This is a genomic window from Rhodohalobacter sulfatireducens, assembly GCF_022012475.1.
In the GTDB taxonomy this organism is placed as follows: Bacteria; Bacteroidota; Rhodothermia; order Balneolales; family Balneolaceae; genus Rhodohalobacter; species Rhodohalobacter sulfatireducens.
The window spans coordinates 48526-69434 of the sequence record NZ_JAKLWS010000009.1; the positions used below are offsets into that span (position 1 = coordinate 48526).

Below are 20909 nucleotides of genomic sequence, written 5' to 3' on the forward strand. Positions count from 1 at the left end.
TTAATCAGTTAATATTACCAACCTTTAGATTATGATACCATTTTCAGTTCGTTTTTAACAGGTTAATTGATCTGTAAAATTGCAGTTTTTTATTATCTTTGATTCAAAATAATTCAACCTCAGATATAGAATTTCGTGGCCATTCTAAAACGGTTTCTGTTCCTGGCAATTTTTTTTTCAATCATCTCTTTGCCTAATCTATACGGACAATTTTCAATTGAAACGTCAGGAATTTTTAGTTCTGAAAATACAACTCCATTTTGGTTTCAATCCAACCGATATGGTGTGTACTCAGACGAAGGCAGCCAGTTTATGTCCAGATTGCAATACCATAATTCGTATGATACAGAGAACATTGATATTCTTTATGGTGCAAGTGCCATCGCTCGGCCGGGTGACCGATCAACTCTCTCATTTAACCAGGGATATCTGAAAGTTCGGGGATATGGACTTGAGTTTTCGGGAGGGCGTTTTATGGATCCCTCACCTCTTTTTTATGATAATGAGCTCGGCATGGGATCTCTTGGAGTCAGCACGAATGCAACTCCTATTCCAAAATTAAAATTAGGATTACATGACTGGTTAACCGTTCCCTACACAAACGACTTCCTGCAAGTATTCGGATATATCACTCATGGATGGCTCGGGAGTGCTCGTTTTGGAAGCGATGTTCTTCTGCATGAAAAAGCCGGATACTTTAAAATTGGGGGTGATCGAGTCCTAAATTTTTATGGTGGACTTGTACATTATGTAATTTGGGGCGGTAGTACGCCAGAAGAAGGTAATATACCCAGTGGATTATCGGATTTTATTGACGTTTTCTTTGCGCAGAGTGGCGATGCATCTACTCCCGGGAGTGAGGAAGCGTATGTCCTGGGGAATCAATTAGGTACGTGGGCTTTCGGCTCTCTGATAGATCTTAATGAAGCAGATATTTCTGTTTACCTGCAATCACCTATCGAAACCAAGTACGACTTAAAACTCAGTAATATGAGTGATATTCTTACCGGTGTTTCTGTTAATTTTTCTGAAGAGTTGAAGCTGCCAATAGATAGTTTTGTGTACGAATATATGTATACAAAAAATCAGAGTGGGCCCAGGCGGTTAAACCCCGATGCCGATCCGAGTATTGATAAATACAGGGGAAACCAAAATTACTATAACCATGAGATTTATGAGACTGGCTGGGCTTATCAATTGAGAACCATCGGGAATCCACTTTTTAAACCAGACCCGGATTCTCTGGGAATCCTTAATAACCGGATTGTGGCTCATCATATTGGTTTAGAGTCGAGCTTCAGTCAAACGAAGATTTTTGGAAAAATTACATACAGCAAGAATTTCGGCAAGCGATGTGATAATCGTGTACCGGATTTGGGAGAGGGGGAACTTTTTGGAATCCAGTGCGATAACGAAGTAAAAATAGGATCAAGCCGATCTCTCACGCAATGGTCATTTTTAGCCGGTGCAGAATTTCCACTGCCAATTAATCTGAATGAAAATATCCGACTTCGCTTAGAAGCTGCTTTTGATGATGGAATCCTTTTTGGAGACCAATTCGGAGTACTAACCAGTATTAAGTGGACTCTTTAAAAGTAAAAAAATTCATCGGATGAGCATTTCAATCAACAACTGATATAAAGTTTTATTACTCACTCATCCGATGAAAAAATATTAATTGGCTCTATCACTTATACAGAGATCTGAAATAATCCCGGTAAACCATTTCATTATCCGGGAAAACCTTCTCAAAATCATCCATCTTTACAGTACCATGCTGCATTCTTCGCTTTGGAAAAACCGGCATATTCAATCCGGTTATGGCTTTTACTCCTCGTTGAACGATCTCACCTTTTAAAGCATAAAGCTCTTCATGTTTCCAGTCCGTTAACTGAATGAATGGGATCCCTTCCGAAACTTCAATCACATTGGGAAGTGAATAGGGACTGAACCCCTCAAAACCATAGTAATCAGCAGTAGCATATGTTCGAACACTTCCACGGCTTTGGCCTCCGCTATATGTTAATGAATGCTTAATTTTATCGACACCCCAACCTTCATGATAGAGCAATGAATTATTCAGAACACTGCGAATGGTAAGTTCAGGATTCTCTTCGATAGGGTAAGACTTAAGGTTTTCATCTCCCCCGTCTCCATCAACAAGATATTTCCAGTTTGGATATTTCTTCCTGATCAATTTACAGAGAGCTAATGCGGTGGTTGCGGCTTCTACATCCCGTTGTTTATAATCCTCAATAACTCGAATGGTCTGTTTGTAATCCAAATCTGAAAGCTCACCTTCTATTACTTCCAGGAACATGCTTAGATCCAGTGAATCCAGGAATTCATATGCCTGTGATGCATCCGGACCATTATTGACAGAAAGTGTAAATGCTTTTAATCGAGCCGGTGACTCTCCCCTCTTTAGTAACAAATTATATAAAGTCAGAAATACAGAACCACTGTCTATACCTCCGGAAAAAAGAACTCCAATGGGTTCATCCTTAGGAATTGAATCCAACCATTTCCCTAATTCATTTGCCATGGCACCAACATAGGCTTCGCCAATTTGATTGAGGTCGGCATTGATTTGATTCCGTTCGGGAGTAAAATAACGCTTGTAATCCGGGTTCGGATCCGGGCAGCCCACAACATCCAGTTTTGTGACATAATGAGCAGGTACCATTCGGGTATAATCCGGACGAAATTGATGGTGTAAATCTAACTCTTTAAGGTAATCATAGATATGATCTATCCTTTCAGCAACCACAAGCAGTGGTCCGTCAACTTGTTTAGCCATGAAATATCGCATGGGCCGTCCAATTGATCGAGCCATGCGAACTTGTTGGCCCTGCTTGGTTACAATAGCAAAACTACCGTCAATGTTTCGGACTTCTTCAGGGTCACCATTTGCTACGATATCTTCAGCCTCTTTGTGAGACATGTTAAATATTTGATTTTTATCTGGATCAATCAGATTGGCAAAATCGTGGAGTTTTTGAATAATCTTAGGCATGGAAATCAGTCTTTTATCATGTTGTGTTTTCATTTGATGAAAACGATGTAGTCTGGATTAAGTTTGAAATGTACTCACTATCTGGGAAAAAATAATAACCTATTCAGGAATTCTTGAATCAAACTGAAAATTGAATACCTCTTTAATTTTTACCTTATCCATTTGAGGATGAGCGGGATTGATCAAAACATTCCAGTCTGTTCGTACCAAAGCTGACGGCACTTGCAGCATCAGGCTTGCCCCGGACTGTACCCATCTGCTTCCTATCCTTGCTAATTCATGTGGTGAAGGATAATCCATCCAATTATCGGGTAATTCGTTAGGGTCAACACTTTTAAGTGCAATGGATGAAGGTATCGACAACACCAATAAACTCAAATCATTCGGAATTTCTGAAATGGGAGTATGAGCAAGTATTTCAAGAGCAGCCAGGGATTCATTCTGAGAGGCATAAAGCATTGCCGTTCCTTGTTCATTCCATCGTCCTCCAAATCTTCTTGAACCCTCACCGCTCAAATCACGAATGTATTGTTTTTTCGTAATTCTGAAAAGATCCATCAGGAATACACACCATGTTCCAGCCTTCCAAGTTCATTCATTATCATTCGGATGCCAAAACTTGTATCAAGCAGGCTCAGAGGAGTTTGGCCACCCAAACCAACTAATGAGCTTTGCAACCACCGCTGAAAGGATTCTCTGTTATCAAAGACTTCAGCTCCTTTGGCGAATACTTCTGCAATGAGAAGAGCATGATCGGATACTTCTCGTGGGAGAAGATCTCCTCCACTGTAGCGTTGAATGGTTCGAAGGGAAACAGGCAGTAATTCAGTGAATTGCTTTATTGACAGACCACCAATTTCTGCGAGTTTTTGAAGTGATTTTTTTGAGATTCCAAGACGAGCCAACTCTACCAAATTCATCGACGAAGATGTTTCGTAGGATACTGCAGCTTCTCTAAGAATATTATCTATGGATTCTATACTCATGGAAATATGCAATTTGTCATTATTCTAACGACAAATTACATATTTTCTTTTGATTTAAAAACCATGAGTCAAAAAAAATTTCTATTCTATGCCTAATATTTTCTTATTCAGCTCTGTATCTCCACCGCCACCGGCAAAATCATCAAATGCTTTTTCGGTAACCTGGATGATATAATCGCTGATTAGCTCCGCACCCTCTTTAGCACCCTGTTCAGGATGTTTAATGCAGCACTCCCACTCTAAGACAGCCCAGCAATCGATATCATATTGAGAGAGTTTAGTAAAGATACTTCTGAAGTCAACCTGCCCGTCGCCAATTGATCGGAAACGTCCCGGTCGATCGATCCAGCTTTCATAGCCTCCATAGACACCTGCTCTTCCGGTAGGATTGAACTCAGCATCTTTCACATGGAATGCCTCAATGTAGTCTTTGTATATATCGATAAATTCCAGGTAATCTAACTGCTGAAGAACAAAGTGACTTGGATCGTAAAGAATTCTCGCTCGACGATGGTTATCAGTTGCTTCAAGGAATTTTTCATAAGTAATTCCATCGTGAAGATCCTCTCCGGGATGCAGTTCGTAGCAAACATCAACGCCATTTTCATCAAACTCGTCCAGAATCGGTTTCCAGAGTTTAGCAAGTTCAGCGAAACCGTCTTCAACAAGCCCGGCCGGGCGTTGAGGCCATGGATAAACCGTATGCCACATTAGTGCTCCGGAAAATGTTATGTGTGCATCCAACCCTAAATTTTTGCTGGCCTTAGCAGTATATTTTAACTGCTGAATGGCCCACTCCTGTCTCTCTTTCGGTTTCCCGTGTAGTTCTTCGGGAGCGAAAGCATCAAACATGGTATCATACGCAGGGTGAACTGCCACAAGCTGACCAATTAAATGAGAAGCCAGCTCGGTGATTACAACACCGGTCTCTTCAATTTTACCTTTGTACTCATCAGCAAACGTTTTGCTTTCGGCAAGTTTTTTCACATCTATCAAACCGGTTTCCCATGTGGGAATCTGTACCCCTTTGTAGCCAAGTGATTTTGCCCACTTGCAAAGTGATATGAGATCATTAAACGGTTCTTCATCTCCTACAAATTGTGCCAGAAATATGGCGGGTCCTTTTACAGTTTTCATAATTCAATGGGTGTCCATTTAGTTTCAGATTTGCTTGATTCAATCATTGTGTCAACAAAAACCATTCCGCGAATACCATCTACAACATCAGGGAAATCATAATCAGAGGCTGATTTGTACTCTCCTGACTGATGATCCACGACAGCTTGATGGAATGCCACATAAATATTGGCAAATGCCTCAAGATATCCTTCCGGGTGGCCAGCTGGTGTTCTTGTATTGGCCTGGGCTAAATCGGAAAGATAACCCGTACCTGCACGGATAATTTGGTGCGGTCCTTCAAGGGGTTTATAAAGCAGAGTATTTTGATCTGACTGTTTCCATTCTACCCCTGCCTTTTCACCATAAACACGAACTTTAATATCATTCTCTTCACCCGTCGCAATCTGGCTGACCATTAAAACTCCTGTTGCTCCATCTTCAAATTTCAAGAGTGCAGCAGCGTTGTCATCGAGCTTACGGCCCTCAACTTTTGTGTTTATATCAGCACAAATATGAGTAATGTTCAACCCGGTAACATATTCCGCCAGATTTGCGGCATGGGTTCCAATATCGCCAATCGAACCTCCCGCGCCAGATCGTTCGGGATCTGTTCGCCAGGATGCCTGCTTATTTCCCTCTTCTTCCAAAGGCACTGAGAGCCATCCTTGAGGATATTCAACATACACTTGTCGAATTTTTCCGAGTTTACCCTCACGAACATATTCTTTGGCTTCCTTCACCATTGGATAGCCGGTGTACGTATGTGTAAGCGCCAAGACCAATCCAGTGTCATCTACAACCTCTTTTAAATCTCGTGCCTCTTGTGTACTAAATGCCAGGGGCTTATCAATAATCACATGAAATCCATGTTCCAAAGCCATTTTAGCCGGATCAAAATGAACGTGATTTGGAGTAACAATAGAGACTACATCAATTCGCTCATCTTCAGGCAGTTGACTCTCCTTTTCCATCATCTCCTTGTATGATCCATAGGTGCGATTGGGATCAATACCCAGTGCCTCCCCTGTCTTTTTCGATTTATCAGGACTGCTGCTGAAAGCACCAGCAACCAATGAAAATTTACTGTCCAATGCAGCGGCCTTTCTGTGAACTTCCCCAATGAAAGCATCAAGGCTGCCACCAACCATTCCATATTTTAATTTTTTGCTCATTGTTATGATATCTAGCTTTAGTTTTTTTTATGCTGTTTAGAAATAACGAAGTTTTAGAAAATCTGCAAACGTTTATCATGCTTTTACTTGCACTTAACGTTCATAAAATGAATATTCTTCGAGATTAAATACTAACCAAATTTAATAAAGTCTTCCCATGAAAAAATTTGTTCAAGCCAGGTTAAGTGGTATGATGTTCCTTGAGTTCTTTGTTTGGGGGGCTTGGTACACAGCCATTGCAGTCTATATGTCGAATAATGGTATGGAAGACTTAACGCACTGGCCTTTTACTGTGAATCCCATTGCAGCAATTTGTGCGCCGTTCTTCGTTGGATTAATAGCTGATCGATATTTTGCAACAGAGAGGGTTTTGGGAACACTCCATATTCTTGGCGGAATTATTATGGGGCTCACACCTCTTGCGGTTAATAATCCACTCGTTTTTATACTCATGCTGTTGGCATATAATCTCTGCTACATGCCTACTATGAGTTTATCTAACACTCTAGCATTTCACAATATCCAGGATCAGGAAAAAGAGTTTCCGGTAATTCGAGTATTTGGAACTGTTGGTTGGATTGTAGCAGGTCTTACCGTTAGTTTTGGTTTAGTAAGTTTTGTTTCAGAAGGAATAACACCCGAAGCTACTGCTCTGCCACTTTATTTAACATCCATTGCAAGTATTATTTTGGGGCTTTACAGTTTTACACTTCCACATACCCCACCCCCTGCAAAAGGCGAAACTGTTTCTGTAAGAAGTATTGTAGGAGTCGATGCACTGAAACAATTGGGGAGTAAATCTTTCTATATTTTCCTTGCAAGTTCACTTCTTATTAGTATTCCGCTGGCTGCCTATTACAACTTTACTCAAATATTTCTGGGTAATGCCGGATTTCAAAATATTGCAGCGACACAGACGATTGGTCAAGCTTCAGAAGTTCTGTTTATGCTGTTAATGCCCTTTTTCTTTGCTCGTCTTGGAGTTAAGTGGATGCTTGGTGTAGGTATGCTGGCATGGGCATTACGCTATGCACTGTTTGCTCTTGGTGCCCCGGATGTAACAACCTGGATGATTCTCGGAGGGATTGCTCTCCACGGTATATGTTATGATTTCTTCTTTGTAACCGGTCAGATTTACGTTGACATAAAATCATTTGAAAAAATTCGCGGGCAAGCACAAGGCCTCATTGTCTTAATTACATACGGCGTAGGTATGCTTATTGGAGCTCAAGTAGCCGGGGAAACCTTTAATCTGTTTTTAGGTGAGCAGTCAGCATTAACGCTTGATCAATGGTATGATTTCTGGTGGCTTCCGGGAGCATTTGCAGTTGTAGTTTTTCTGATCTTCATATTCACATTTAATGATCGTGAAGCTGAAGGCCAGGTATCTGAAGAGGATATTAGTCCATTGTAAATTCAGATATCATCTACTCCATGATCGAAAGAATCTGTTGTTACATTTTCACATTCTATGCCTGTAAGCATAGCTGATATTGAGGAGAACGAGCTAAAATAACTGCCATAAACTTTCTTCGTTCTTGATAGACAAACCATATCTACCAGGGCATTTTTTATGCCCTGCCTCGAATTCCTGTCTAATATGTTATTATTCGACGTTAAAATTCTGTCTCCAAAACTTTCGATCAATTCACTTTCAACTTCTTTTGAATCTGTCGCAAGAAAAAACCAAGCATTGCTTTCTTCCTCGAGCTTCTTTCTAATGAAATTCTCAAAAACTACTGGCGGACTATATTTTTTTGAAAGTTGATTGTCTGTACTTCTTATGTGAATTCCATAGGTGGGTGATTTAAATCTGCTGAAAATCGTCTCCGCTCTATTTAAAATATCCGGATGAATCGTCAGTAAATCTTCTATTTTTGGTCCTTCATAAAAAGAGATGCAAGACTCTAAATAGATTGATGAATGATTTTTAAAAAGTGCCGAGAAATCATCGGTTTCATTCTTGATTTCTAAAATTTTGTTTTTCGTCAATACAAGATCATAGAAATAAGGCCGGAGTTTCGAAAAGCGTAATTTTCGTAGCGAAAATTCGTAAACTGTTTTTATTAACCCTTGTTCAAAATTACGAACCCGGCAATTGTCAGGGTGTATAAAAAGTTCATCAAATGGACAATTTAGATCCTTGCTGCAACCCCACAAAATTTTGATTTCGTGGCCAACTTCCCGGTTAATACCAATTACTGAATATAGAACACGAATTCTATTACCTAAACCACCATACGGTTTTACTGTTATCACAGTACAGATTATTTGATTGAAAAAGCAGTTAATTTTTTATAAACCAGATTTGCCTAATAAATATTAGACAAATCTATTGTGACCTTTACTAACCTAGTTTTACATAAATGAAAGCTTCACCAATTTAATACTTTTTTGCAAACCTTACTTTTGAATATGTTAACGTTTTCATATAATAGATAAATTTGAATTTGACAGATTATACATATTAATGATGTCAAAAAATCTCGAAACATAGGGGGTTACCGTGCGACACTTATTATTAACATGTATCCTTATTCTATCAACTCAATTATTCACATTTGCCCAAAACAGCAGGGAATTGATGGATATTGATTTCCTTTATATAAGTGCTCATCCCGATGATGAAGGTGGGTTTACAGGTACTATGGCTCGATATAATTTAGATGAAGGGTATCGTGGTACAATAGCCAATTTTACACTGGGTCAGGGAGGTGGAAATGCAATTGGACCCGAAGTTGGACAGTCTCTTGGGTTGATTCGATTTGAAGAACTTCGAAAATCTTTATCCTTTGCCGGTGTTGATCGTTTTTATTACTTAGGATTCCAGGATTTTTATTTTACACAGTCAGCTGCACTTACTGATAAAAAATGGAGTGAACAAGATCCCGATTACCTCTGCCGGTTGATCAGGGTTATTCGTTTGACACGTCCTGAGGTATTGGTAACAATGTGGCCGGGGCCGGGTACACATGGTCACCATCAGCTTGCGGCTCGCTCTGCAATTCGTGCTTTTAATCTCTCAGCAGATCCAAATACATGCCCATCTCTGATCGAAGATGAATACCTGGAACCGTGGCAGCCTTTAAAAATATATATCTCAGCTCCGGGGGATCGATCGAGCATTGAAGTTCCCTTGAACGAATTTTCACGTTCCGCAGGTATGACTTATGCAAATTTACGAGCCATCGCACTTAGAAATTTTAGAACACAAGGTTGGGACCGATGGAATACCGTACCGTCTCAAAGAACCGATTCTGAGAAACGATTACTTGTAAAATCTCATGTACCGGTAGGGCACCCCGAAACACATTTTCTTGAAGGAACTCACATTCCGGCTGGTTCTTCGCCCCCGGGAGTATTATTAAAGATCGACACTGAATCTTACCAGGTATCTTCAAATGATCCATTTGAGGTGCATACTGAAATTGCAAACAATACTGAAAAAACATTCGAAAATGTTACAATTGAGCTGGTATTACCGGATGGATGGAACACCTCAGAGAATAATATCTCAGCTGGAAATCTTTCAACTGGTGATAGCAAAAAACACTCATTTGTAATTTCGCCCAAAGGCCAGGTGGAAGTGAATACTCAACAGAAGGTTTGGGTAAAATACACAGCAGAGACAGATGGAAATATTGTAAGCGGTCTTAATTATACCTGGATTGAACCCACCCCTCCTATTCATGTCCAGGTTCAACCACTTTTTGATATTCAGTATTACAGAGAATTTGCAGCTGAAACAGGAACAGAGTGGCTAACTCCCAATCTTCCTACAAGGCTTCCTGTAACCATAAACGGGGATAACACCGTAACCGTCCAGGTCTCAAATACGGGTACTGAAGAAATATCAGGGGAACTTGATTTTGACCTTCCGGACGGGCTGATTGCATCCGGAAATTATTCATTTTCACTTCAACCGGGTGAAACTTCAAATATCAAAGTAGGAATTGAAGTATCAGACACTGTTCTTCCAAACAATGAGCATTCTACAGCTTTGGCTGGAACAGTAATTGCCAAAACGGGATCATTCACCGATTCTGAGGAAATAAATATCTACGCTCTTCCATCTCTTGATGTATCAAGAACTGCTGACAACCCCGTTATTGACGGAGAACTTGGAGATATGTCAAACTTCAGTTCAGGCAGAATTAACCATGTGGATACTTGGTCGGGTGAAGCTGAAAGTAATGACGATGCCAGTTCTGACTTCCATCTTGCCTATGATGAAGAACATCTTTATGTAGGAGTTGAGGTTCGAGATAACGATGTACTCTGCCACATGCCTCCTGATCGGATTCGAAACCATTGGTATGGTGATGCTATTGAGTTAACAATTGACCCATTTGGAACTAGTACAGATGTTTCAACGACTTTTAGAGCAAGTATTTTCCCATGTTCAACTGAAAGTTTCGAACCCAATGCAGCCAGGTATGGAGATGAAAATTCAGGTGCTATGTCTGATGTTTCTCCGGGTACAAGAGTTGCTTCAAGTCAAACAGAGAGTGGTTATATCATTGAATTGGCTATACCGTGGGATGAAATGCCAAATAGACCATCTCAGGGAGATAATATTCGATTTAACTTGCTGGTCTATGATGCAGATGCAGATGACCCTGATGTAGGTGGTGACTATGGAAAAAGTCGAATTGGTTGGGGATCGGTTGTGGGTGCTCAACAGGCTACAACTTATTTATGGCCAACCGTTACACTCGAGTAATTTTATAGATTGTTTTACATGATTCAGAGATGCATGGATAAAACCATGTATCCCTGTTTTATAACAGTTTGTTCTCAATTCTTCTCCAATTAATAGCATTTTAGAACGGGTAATACGTAGAATATTTTAAACTTTTAATGGCTCGTTATCTAAATTCGGATTGTATTTTAAGATTTAAAATCGATCACTACTCATCAATTTGAACTTAAATTTACATTACATGACATGAGAATCATTGAAATATTTTCTTATGATGATAGTTGTATTCTTTGAAGTGATTTAGATGTTTCTAAGCAATAACTCAAACGGATTTTAAAAAACGACTCATTTCCCTCTCGAACGGGATATATCTACAATGATATGATTTAGATTTAGCTTTTAAACGGTATTTTTATTTCGTGGGTAGTTAAATATTTTAGTTAAGGTTTAACATTCATAGTTTACAAACTATCATTATCCGTTGTTTGATAGATCTGGAAAATGCCTCTTAGACAAGTAACACGATTAATTTTTTGATTAATGTTTAAAGTAGTATCTATTATTAAATCAAGCGTTTATCGATTTCAATTTCTGAATTTATATATTTTACTTTTTATTCTATCTGCTTTATTTGTTGTTTCATGTGAACCTAAAAATGAATATCAACAAAGGTTAGAGACTGAGTTAAGTAAAGATATACGTGTTGATTCACTCTTTCTTGGTTACTACTTGGGTATGTCTCAAGAAGAATTTTATGAGCACAGTTGGCAGCTGAATAAACAAGAAATTGTCACGGGGCAACAAACAATTCACTATAAACTTGAAAATTTGAAAAGTCCTGCCAGCATGGAATTCTATCCGCAGTTTAAAGAGGGCCAGATCTATCAAATGCCCGTTGAAATACATTATGACGGCTGGGCACCCTGGAATAGAGATCTCTTTGCAGATTCCCTAATGGTGGATGTAGCTCAGCTATATGAGGAAAAATATAGTGCTGATTTTTTTCAAGCCATACATCCGGAGAGCCAGAAAAAAGCACTCATTGATATACAGGGAAATAGGCGAATTTCTATATTTAAACGTGATGACCGAATACTAACCATTGAATTCTTAGATTTAACTGCTGTTGAAAATAACCTTTAACAGTTATTTCAATTTATGAGTATGAAATCACTCAGGTTGCTTTCCTTATTCTGCGTCCTACTTTCTTTTTTTCTATTAAAAGCTTGTTCATCAAAGGAAGACTCCCTCCCACTTTTTGAATCTCTTTCATCAGATCAAACAAACATAACATTCGAAAACAATTTAAGGTCGGATTCTGATTTTAATGTATATAAATACAGAAATTTTTATAACGGTGGCGGAGTGGCCATTGGTGATGTAAACCAAGATAGCTTGCCAGACATATATTTTACATCAAACAGAGATTCTAATCGACTCTATATGAATAATGGAGATTTAACATTTACGGATGTTACAGAAAAGGCAGGAGTATCCGGTTCAAAATCCTGGACAACAGGTGCAAGTTTCGTTGATATCAATGGTGACGGATTCCTGGATATTTATGTAAGTAATTCCGGTGAATTTGAAACAGATCAGAGAAGGAATGAACTCTTTATTAATAACGGTGATGGAACCTTTACTGAGTCGGCGGCAAAATACGGCCTCGATCATCCCGGGTACTCAATTCATGCTAATTTCTTTGATTACGACCTTGATGGGGATCTAGACCTGTACCTTTTGAATAATTCCGACGCATCCATTGTTGATTTTGATCTAAGCCTTGATCATCGATCAAAGCCTGATGAATTTGGTGGTGATAAACTATTCAGGAACGACGGTGAGTCGTTCACAGATGTTACTGAAGAAGCCGGTCTTTACAGCCCCGAAATTGGATTTGCCCTCAGTGCCTCCGTATCAGATCTCAACCGAGACGGTTTTCCCGATTTATATATTGCAAACGACTTTTTTGAATACGATTACCTCTATATGAATAACGGTGATGGTACTTACAGCGAGGTACTGAAAGAACAAATAAATGGTATAAGTGCCGCTTCAATGGGAACCGATATCGCTGATCTTACTAATAACGGATGGCCGGATATCTACGTAACAGATATGCTGCCAATGTCTGACGAAAGAATGAAAATGATCACCACATATGAGAACTGGGAATTATTTTCGCAAAAGCAGGAACAGGGTTATCACTACCAGTTCACGAGAAACACTCTTCAGCTCAATAATGGGAATGGAACCTACTCAGAGATTGGCAGACTTGCCGGCGTTGAAGCATCTGATTGGAGTTGGGCAACTCTGATAGCTGATTTTGATCAAAATGGACACAATGACATTATTGTCACTAATGGACTGTTACAGGATATTACAAATCTCGACTATATCGAAGATATTAACAATCCGGATATGGTTCGTTCAATAATATCTGATGACAATGTTGATTATGATAGACTGGTAGAAATGATACCATCAACCCCGATGCCGAATGTTGTGTATGCAAATTACGGTGGTTTAAACTTCCAAAATGTAACGGAAGAGTGGGGCTTGGGAGAACCCGGGTATTCGAGCGGCGCAGCATGGGCAGACCTGGATAACGATGGAGATCTTGATATTATCATTAATGATGTTAACGGCGTGGCTAAAGTTTATAAAAACAGAGCCAATGAATCTCCGGAACAAAACTGGCTGAAGATTCGGTTACACGGCAATTCCCCCAATACCTTTGCAATTGGGGCAAAAGTTGAAGCCTGGGCTGATTCATCATACTGGTTCAGGGAGCATTATCTGCAACGAGGATACCAATCAAGCGTTGAACCCGGTATTTTTATGGGACTTGGTAATCACCAAACCATTGATTCTTTGAAGGTTCACTGGCCAAATGGCAGTGTAACCAGCTTAACGGATTTAAGAGCTTCTCAAACCATTTCTTTGGAGCAACAGGAAGCTGATGTGAATACAGGGCATCAGTCTTATAACTTGCCGGCATATATCATGGGAGATATATCAAAAGACCAAGCTGATCATACACCTTTGTTTACGGATATTACAGATGAAGTAAATTTAAATTGGTCACACGAGGAGAACGAATATATCGACTTTAACAGGGAGCCACTTCTATTACATATGAGATCTACAGAAGGGCCTGCGCTTTGTTCTGACGATGTAAATGAAGATGGTTTTGATGACATCTACATAGGTGGAGGAAGAGGTCAAGCCGGCATTCTTGTGATTCAAACGGAAAACGGTTTTCAAATACGTAACTCTCCCATTTTTGAAGAGGATTCAATTTCAGAAGATACAGATTGCACCTTTTTGGATGCGAATGGAGACGGCTTCCAGGATCTCTATGTAACAAGCGGTGGAAACTCTTTTTCTACAGGAGCCTCTGCCCTGTTTGACAGGCTGTATATAAATGATGGTAATGGAAACTTTAAAAAGGATAATACTTTCGTCTCCCCTGGTGGTTATTCAACAAACTCAACAGTTTCATCCGCCGATTTTAATGGAGATGGTTCTACAGATCTTTTTGTTGGCGAACGAATGCGACCTTTTATGTTTGGAATGCCCGTTCGTGGATTTCTTTTGATAAACGATGGCAATGGTAGTTTTACAGAGCAATCAAGTCAATGGAATGCTGATTTCGAGCAGTTAGGATTGATTACAGACTCTGTTATTCTTGATTGGGATGGAGATACACTTCCTGATCTCGCAATTGCCGGTGAATGGATGCCAATCCGTATTTTCCGAAATACTGGGAATTCATTTGTTGAAATAACCAATGATCTCGGACTTCAGAATTCGAGAGGCCTCTGGAATACTCTTCATGTAGTGGATTTAAATGCTGATGGCAGAGATGATCTTGTTGCAGGTAATCTTGGACTGAATTCCAATTTTAAAACAGATGAAGAGAATCCACTGAAACTTTGGATACAGGATTTTGAAAATGATGGTATACCGGAACAAATTCTCACCAGGTCGTATCGGAGTTCTGATTATCCATTTGTATTAAAACACGATCTTTTAAATCAAATCCCCTCTCTCCGTGATAAATATCCCGACTATTCTGACTATTCCGATCAAACGATCAGTGACTTATTTTCTGCCGAAGTTTTAGAGACTTCAAATATTTTACAAGTAGATTTATTAGAAAGTGTTGTGATATTCAATACACGAGATGGATCAGATATTAAAAAACTCCCGTTAAGAAGCCAGTTTTCTTCCATATATGATTTTTGGAGTGGAAATTTAACCGGTGATAATGCGCATTTAGTTACCGTTGGAAATCTCTTCGAGGTTAAACCAATGGCAGGACAATATGATGCCAGTTACGGTTCCGTTGTTACTTCTGAACTCAGATCTGTACCAGAACTGATCAGTGGTTTTTCTGTTGAAGGAGCCTCAAGAAGAATTATTTCTGTTGAAAATTCGGCAGGCGAAACCATTCTTGTAGTTGCCAGAAACAGTAACTCTCCCCTCTTCTATAAAATTAACAGGTAAGATCTATTTTCAGGTACCTGTTAATAGCTTAAGCAAGACATAAAAAAAGGGTACATGCCAGAAGCATGCACCCTTCAATTAATTATACCTTAAACGTATGATTTAATATCCCGGATTCTGTACGAGATTAGGGTTGGTTTCTAATTGTACACGTGGAATTGGCATTACATTCCTGGTTTCAGGAGAAACATCCTTGAATTTCCATGAATCGTTGTACTCAGTTGGACCCTCATCACCCGCAAATCGAATCAAGTCTTGGCGGCGAGTCAGTTCAAAAAACATTTCTCTCATTCGTTCTCCGAGCAATCTGTCCGCTGTAAGCTCATCAAATCCATCGACACCGGCACGTTGCCGTACAGTATTTACCAGCATCAATGCTTCCGTATCGCTTTGATTCAATCTCCAAAGGGCTTCTGCTTTCATCAACAGCACGTCAGCATAACGATAAATAACATAATCGTTATTCATGGAAGTATTAATTCCATTTTCGAATTCATATTTACCGATACGTGCTCCACACTGACGACACCCACTGAATTGAAGGTCGTTAATAAACGGAGTAAATGTGAGTGGCGGCCCGTTCAAATCTGCTTCCGGGGCAAAAACACCACCATCCGTTAATCGTTCACCTGCAGCTGAAAACTGAGGTCCAACGATTAAATTTCCTTTACGATCATCGACCGTTCCCTGAACTCTTTCTAACCCGATATCATCAGCTGTTGGCATTATACCAAATACCTCAGCTTGCGGACCCGGATTTAAATCAGGCATGATGTAATGTTCATACAACTTTTGTGATCCTGACCAACCATTCCAAGGTTGTGACTGGAAGTTATATGTTGCCTGACTTGCATAATGCAATGTCATTACATTTAAGCTAAAGCCTGGAAGAAATACTTCGTCAAATGGTACAACAAACATATTTTCAGGAGATCCTGAATTGTTAATTGCAAAATTGTCCAGATAACTTGCAGCCAAGCTGTAATTACCTGAATCAATGATAGCATCTAATTCAGTGATTGCATCTTGCCATCGTTGTGTACCTGTATATACTTCAGCATTCAGATATAATTTTGCAAGTGCCATTCTAGCTACGTATTCATTCATCCGGCCGTATGTTGAACCGACATCATCACTAAGCTTAGGTATGCTATTCAGCAGTTCCTGTTCAACAAAATTGAATACTTCCTGCCGTCCCTGCTGAAAATCAGAACTTGGCTGCTCTGGATTTTCAGGAGCATCAGCAAAGCTCGTGATTATAGGAACGTTGCCATAAACATCAAGTAGGTTCAGGTAATAAAACGCCCTGAGTGCTTGAAGTTCAGCAATAATTGGGTCGGCAAGTGATGGCTCTGCGGCCCCCGCAGCAACAGCCTCCTCGAATTGGAAAATCAGTCGGTTGGCTGCATTAACACCGGAGTACATAAAAGTCCAGGCACCGTTGAATTCATCCGGTGTCCATGTATGTGTATTCACACGAAACCAGAATCCATTTTCAAACCAATCCTGACCACGAGCCGGAATTTGTATTTCATCAGTCGTCACCTCGTTTACCTGAGCAAAACCGCCACCTTCAATACCTGTTAAAGTACCGTATGCGTCACCCAGTGCAGAGATAAATTCTTCTTCCGTTTGGAAGAAATTATCAGCAGTCACCTCCGATTCGACCTCTTCAGTCAGATCTGTACAAGATGCCATCAACACCATCATTACCAGCCCGAGGGTAGTAATGAATTTTTTATGATTTAATGATTTATAAAACATAATGTTTGTTTTTATTATTTAAACTTTTTAGAAGCTCAGGTTAATACCCAGGTTAATAGATCGCGTAGTAAACCAGTTACTTCGTCGTTCAATCCCCGGGGCTAATGCTCCACCTGTTGTGAAACCAGTTGTAAGAATTCCGGGATTTTCATCTGTATGACGAACTTCTGGGTTAATTCCGCTATAACCGGTAATTGTGAACAGGTTATTACCGGATACATAGAGTCTCAGCCTGTCAACTTGGTTGATTGACGAGGTATTAAATGTATAACCAATAGACATATTCTGAAGACGAATGTAGTCTGCATCTTCTACATAAAAACTTGAATATTGCGGACTGTCTTTCAGTTCAGGTACATCTTTGGCTGATTGCAGAATATTATAAGATGCAATCTGGCGCGGAGCCTGGTAGAACAATCCAAACAGATTTACAAGCTGATGCCCAAAGGTTCCCTGAAGGAAAATATTCATATCCCAGTTACCATAGTTGAATGTGTTTGTCCATCCAATTTGGTAATCGGGTAAACCGTTACCGAGTAATTTTTCATCTTCAAGAGTAAGATCACCAAATGGCACCTCATTTCCACTTCCGTCTAAGAAAAGCCAGTTGCCATCAGGTCCGACTCTGGAGAATTTTGGCCCCCAAATTTGTCCGATAGGCTCACCCTCTTTTATACGGATTAAATCCGTACTGTTTTGTCCCGGAGAACCGGCTGTAGCAATGTAACGTACCTCATCGGTTTCAAACTTATTCAGCATGGTTTCGCCGAATGCCGTGAAGTTAACTTGCGTGCTCCAATTCAAACCGCCTGAGGTGGATTGAAGAGCATCTAACGCCAAAGAAATTTCCAGTCCACTATTTTCGAGTTCACCAACGTTTCTCCATGTTGTACCAAATAAGTTTGGAGGAACTGGCACACCTACTTCAAAAAGCAAGTCGCTCGTTGTTGAATTGTAGTATTCAACTGAACCTCTTAACCTGTTGCTAAGTGTTTCAAAATCAGCACCGATATTAATCTCTGTTTTTTCTTCCCATTTCAGATCGGGATTGGCATTACTAACTGGACCAAATGCCTGGATAAAACTTCCGTTCACAAAGAAGTTTCCACCCGTTGGGCCAAATCGTTGGGTTGCAATACCGGGATTGGGTGCGTTGTTACCTGTCTTACCAATACTACCCCTGACTCGTAACTCATCGAGAAAACCAATTTCTATAAGGTTTGATACCTGGATTCCAAGTCCGGCTGACCAGAAATTTCCCCACTTGTTATCTACACCAAATCTTGTAGAACCTTCTCTTCGAATACTACCATTTAGGAAGAAGGTGTCATCAATGTTAAAATTTGCACGGCTAAAGAATCCAATAATTTTACTGCTGTTTCTGTAACTATTCACAGAACCCGTACCAGCATCGAAATCCTGGGCAAAACCGAAATTATTAAATTCTACAGCGTCAGTCACAAAATCTCCACCAGATGCTGAAAAACCTTCAAAGATCTCTTCGTTATACGAATATCCTGCAAAAGCTTCCATATTAACCCTATCCGAAATATCATTCATGTAGTTCAGCGTAAATTCAAACAACTCGGCTTGCTCATCATCATAAAATTGCTGAGCCAGTCCTCGACCAAGAGCAGCTTGCGTTGCACTACCCTGAATCTTGTTGTTCTTGCTGAAGAAATTTCGCTGAATCTCGTCTTTGTTTTCAATAGAATAGAAAACTGACGCTTGAAGGTTTGGTATCAAATCCCTGAACTCATAATCTGCCCTGAAAGCAGCCGTATAGTTCTTGGTTTGTTCAATGCGCTCACCTGTTTCAATAATATTAACCGGGTTGAAATAATCAAACAGGTTCTGATCGAAATATCCACCCAACGTTTCAAAGCCTTCAGCAGTAACCGGTGCGGTTGGATTCATGATAAGTGCATAACGGAATGCGTCACCAAATCCCAAGTTTTCATCCCGGCTCGTAACAGCTAATGTACCGGTCAATTTTAATTTTTGATCGAGTGACCAATGCGTAAGGTTTAATCTAGCACCGAGTTGTTCAAAACCGGTATGCTTTTGAATTCCCTGGCGATCACGATAGTTACCGGACAGCCGGTAGTTCATATTTTCTGTACCACCTGAAACGGCAAGACTGTGTACCTGGTTTGTCCCGGTTTGTGATATTTCATCAAACCAATCGGTACTGGCACCAAAATCCTGTATTTCAAAGCCTGTCTCAGATGCAAAACTACGGTACTCATCAGCACTAAGTACTTCGTTTTTATTTTCAACGGTTTCAAAAGTTGTAAAACCATTGTAATTCACTGTTAAATTCTCTACTCCTATCTGACCAGATTTTGTAGTAACAAGGATAACTCCCGCAGAGCCACGAGTACCATAAATTGCTGAAGCTGAAGCATCTTTCAGAACATCAACGGATTCAATGTCATTAGGATCAACATTATTTAAATCCGCACCGATAATTCCATCAACAACAATAAGTGGTTCCTGGTTTTCACCAAAAGAGTTCACACCTCGAAGCCGTATGGTAGCGTTGCTGTTTGGATTACCACCGGCTGCAGTCGATACCTGGAGTCCCGGAACTTTACCCTGAATCATTTCAGAAACATTTTTTACGTTTCCTGAAACAAAATCTTCTTCCTGGATACTGGAAACTGATCCCGTGATTTGTCGTCTTTCCTGGGTACCGTATCCAACAACGACTAATTCATCACCTGTAAGGGTCATAACACTCATACCGATATTGATGGTGGTTCGCCCCTGGATAGGAATTTGCTGTGTTTCGAAACCAACTGACGAAAAGACCAATATGCCTCCGTCTAATGAACTTTCAGGAACAGATAGTTGATATTCGCCATCCAAATTAGTTGCGGTTCCGGTTTCAGTACCCTGTAAAACTACGTTTACACCAGGTAAAGTTTCTCCAGTTGATGCATCTGTTACTGTTCCGCTTATTTCGGTATCCTGGAAAGCATAGGCCGAATTAAAAACGAATACTTGTAATAGAAGCACCAACATACATGCAAGAATGCTGGTAGCCTTGTTGTACATATTTGCTGTTTTTTAGTTAGGATTGATTAATTCATCGATCAGCTTCGTCCAAAAAAAAGCATACCTATCAAAAGTAAGACGTTTTGGTTAATTGTCTTGGCAGGGATTAGATACGTTTTCAGTGAGAACATTCAGCGGAGACCGATATGCATTTTCTTTAAAAAAGTTAGTTTTCAAAGAAAAAAAGCGTTTCCACATTTAAAACTGTGAGCTGTGAAAACCTTTTCATCATTATAATTTAAACACTCCATTATGTCAAGTTTTGCGGAATTTATTTACAAAGCATTGAAACTGAATTATTTAAGAAAAAAAAGATGTAAATAAGTATTGATTATCTTATGCATGAACGCTGCATGTGTTGGCCAAATAATAACCTATCTCTGTGCATTATTCCGCTAATCAATGTGTGTTTGAAAAAATTAAAAGTTGAAGAAGTTAAAAATTTATTTAGCCCGTAAAAGATTACTAAAACAACAGTACCAGTCAAATTGATTTTATCTTAAAAAAAAGATTAACCTTTACTATTGATGTGCAAATAATAATCCGGTAAAAATCATCCACTTTAGCTTCCAAGTGTC

The 20909-nt window shown here is 39.7% G+C and carries 13 protein-coding genes; 5 read left to right on the plus strand and 8 right to left on the minus strand.

The features are described from left to right. The first annotated feature begins 135 nt into the window (after window positions 1–135). The gene (locus L6773_RS08990) at window positions 136–1593 is read left to right on the plus strand and encodes a capsule assembly Wzi family protein (RefSeq protein ID WP_237853547.1); all 1458 of its coding nucleotides are present in this window, start codon (window positions 136–138) and stop codon (window positions 1591–1593) included. 94 nt (window positions 1594–1687) lie between these two features. Here L6773_RS08990 and L6773_RS08995 read toward each other — a convergent pair whose 3' ends face one another. From L6773_RS08995 to L6773_RS09015, 5 genes are all read right to left on the minus strand, one after another. Then, the gene (locus L6773_RS08995) at window positions 1688–3016 is read right to left on the minus strand and encodes an asparagine synthase-related protein (protein WP_237853549.1); all 1329 of its coding nucleotides are present in this window, start codon (window positions 3014–3016) and stop codon (window positions 1688–1690) included. Between the two features lie 99 nt (window positions 3017–3115). Then, window positions 3116–3574 carry an RES family NAD+ phosphorylase gene (locus L6773_RS09000; RefSeq protein WP_237853551.1) on the minus strand — a complete coding sequence of 153 codons (459 nt, stop codon included), beginning with the start codon at window positions 3572–3574 and terminating at the stop codon, window positions 3116–3118. Further along, entirely contained in the window at window positions 3574–4002 is a 429-nt protein-coding gene (locus L6773_RS09005) for an Xre family toxin-antitoxin system antitoxin (protein ID WP_237853552.1), read from the minus strand. The genes L6773_RS09000 and L6773_RS09005 overlap by 1 nt, the downstream gene beginning before the upstream one ends. Window positions 4003–4083: 81 nt before the next feature. Beyond that, the gene (locus L6773_RS09010) at window positions 4084–5139 is read right to left on the minus strand and encodes a sugar phosphate isomerase/epimerase family protein (protein ID WP_237853554.1); all 1056 of its coding nucleotides are present in this window, start codon (window positions 5137–5139) and stop codon (window positions 4084–4086) included. After that, window positions 5136–6293, minus strand: a complete 1158-nt coding sequence (locus L6773_RS09015) for a Gfo/Idh/MocA family protein (protein ID WP_237853556.1) — start codon at window positions 6291–6293, stop codon at window positions 5136–5138. Before L6773_RS09015 ends, L6773_RS09010 begins: the two co-directional genes overlap by 4 nt. Before the next feature lie 157 nt (window positions 6294–6450). On the opposite strand from L6773_RS09015, the gene L6773_RS09020 reads away from it, so the two are divergent. Further along, window positions 6451–7707: an MFS transporter gene (locus tag L6773_RS09020; RefSeq protein ID WP_237853558.1), complete on the plus strand. Its 1257-nt coding sequence runs from the start codon at window positions 6451–6453 to the stop codon at window positions 7705–7707. A 2-nt stretch (window positions 7708–7709) separates the two neighbouring features. Here L6773_RS09020 and L6773_RS09025 read toward each other — a convergent pair whose 3' ends face one another. After that, window positions 7710–8552 (minus strand): O-fucosyltransferase family protein, encoded by an 843-nt coding sequence (locus L6773_RS09025; protein WP_237853560.1) that lies wholly within the window; start codon window positions 8550–8552, stop codon window positions 7710–7712. A 325-nt stretch (window positions 8553–8877) separates the two neighbouring features. Between L6773_RS09025 and L6773_RS09030 the strand changes: the two genes are divergently transcribed. From L6773_RS09030 to L6773_RS09040, 3 genes are all read left to right on the plus strand, one after another. Then, on the plus strand, window positions 8878–11016 hold the full coding sequence (locus L6773_RS09030; protein ID WP_237853568.1) for a PIG-L family deacetylase: 2139 nt from the start codon (window positions 8878–8880) through the stop codon (window positions 11014–11016). Between the two features lie 519 nt (window positions 11017–11535). After that, the gene (locus L6773_RS09035) at window positions 11536–12138 is read left to right on the plus strand and encodes a hypothetical protein (protein ID WP_237853570.1); all 603 of its coding nucleotides are present in this window, start codon (window positions 11536–11538) and stop codon (window positions 12136–12138) included. A 21-nt stretch (window positions 12139–12159) separates the two neighbouring features. Continuing rightward, window positions 12160–15507 carry a VCBS repeat-containing protein gene (locus L6773_RS09040; RefSeq protein ID WP_255727732.1) on the plus strand — a complete coding sequence of 1116 codons (3348 nt, stop codon included), beginning with the start codon at window positions 12160–12162 and terminating at the stop codon, window positions 15505–15507. Between the two features lie 102 nt (window positions 15508–15609). Here L6773_RS09040 and L6773_RS09045 read toward each other — a convergent pair whose 3' ends face one another. Both L6773_RS09045 and L6773_RS09050 read right to left on the minus strand, forming a co-directional pair. Further along, window positions 15610–17271 (minus strand): RagB/SusD family nutrient uptake outer membrane protein, encoded by a 1662-nt coding sequence (locus tag L6773_RS09045; RefSeq protein ID WP_237853579.1) that lies wholly within the window; start codon window positions 17269–17271, stop codon window positions 15610–15612. 27 nt (window positions 17272–17298) lie between these two features. Further along, a complete protein-coding gene (locus L6773_RS09050) occupies window positions 17299–20331 on the minus strand; it encodes a SusC/RagA family TonB-linked outer membrane protein (RefSeq protein ID WP_237853586.1) in 3033 nt (1010 codons plus the stop codon). Between the last annotated feature and the right edge of the window lie 578 nt (window positions 20332–20909).

What these genes read in the sequence shown, in the direction of transcription:
- L6773_RS09020 (WP_237853558.1), top strand. Translation starts at nt 6,451, where the DNA reads ATGAAAAAATTTGTTCAAGCCAGGTTAAGTGGTATGATGTTCCTTGAG.
- L6773_RS09030 (WP_237853568.1), top strand. Translation starts at nt 8,878, where the DNA reads ATGGATATTGATTTCCTTTATATAAGTGCTCATCCCGATGATGAAGGT.
- L6773_RS09050 (WP_237853586.1), bottom strand. Translation starts at nt 20,331, where the DNA reads ATGTACAACAAGGCTACCAGCATTCTTGCATGTATGTTGGTGCTTCTA.
- L6773_RS09000 (WP_237853551.1), bottom strand. Translation starts at nt 3,574, where the DNA reads ATGGATCTTTTCAGAATTACGAAAAAACAATACATTCGTGATTTGAGC.
- L6773_RS09005 (WP_237853552.1), bottom strand. Translation starts at nt 4,002, where the DNA reads ATGAGTATAGAATCCATAGATAATATTCTTAGAGAAGCTGCAGTATCC.
- L6773_RS09035 (WP_237853570.1), top strand. Translation starts at nt 11,536, where the DNA reads ATGTTTAAAGTAGTATCTATTATTAAATCAAGCGTTTATCGATTTCAA.
- L6773_RS09015 (WP_237853556.1), bottom strand. Translation starts at nt 6,293, where the DNA reads ATGAGCAAAAAATTAAAATATGGAATGGTTGGTGGCAGCCTTGATGCT.
- L6773_RS09040 (WP_255727732.1), top strand. Translation starts at nt 12,160, where the DNA reads ATGAAATCACTCAGGTTGCTTTCCTTATTCTGCGTCCTACTTTCTTTT.
- L6773_RS09045 (WP_237853579.1), bottom strand. Translation starts at nt 17,271, where the DNA reads ATGTTTTATAAATCATTAAATCATAAAAAATTCATTACTACCCTCGGG.
- L6773_RS09010 (WP_237853554.1), bottom strand. Translation starts at nt 5,139, where the DNA reads ATGAAAACTGTAAAAGGACCCGCCATATTTCTGGCACAATTTGTAGGA.
- L6773_RS08995 (WP_237853549.1), bottom strand. Translation starts at nt 3,016, where the DNA reads ATGCCTAAGATTATTCAAAAACTCCACGATTTTGCCAATCTGATTGAT.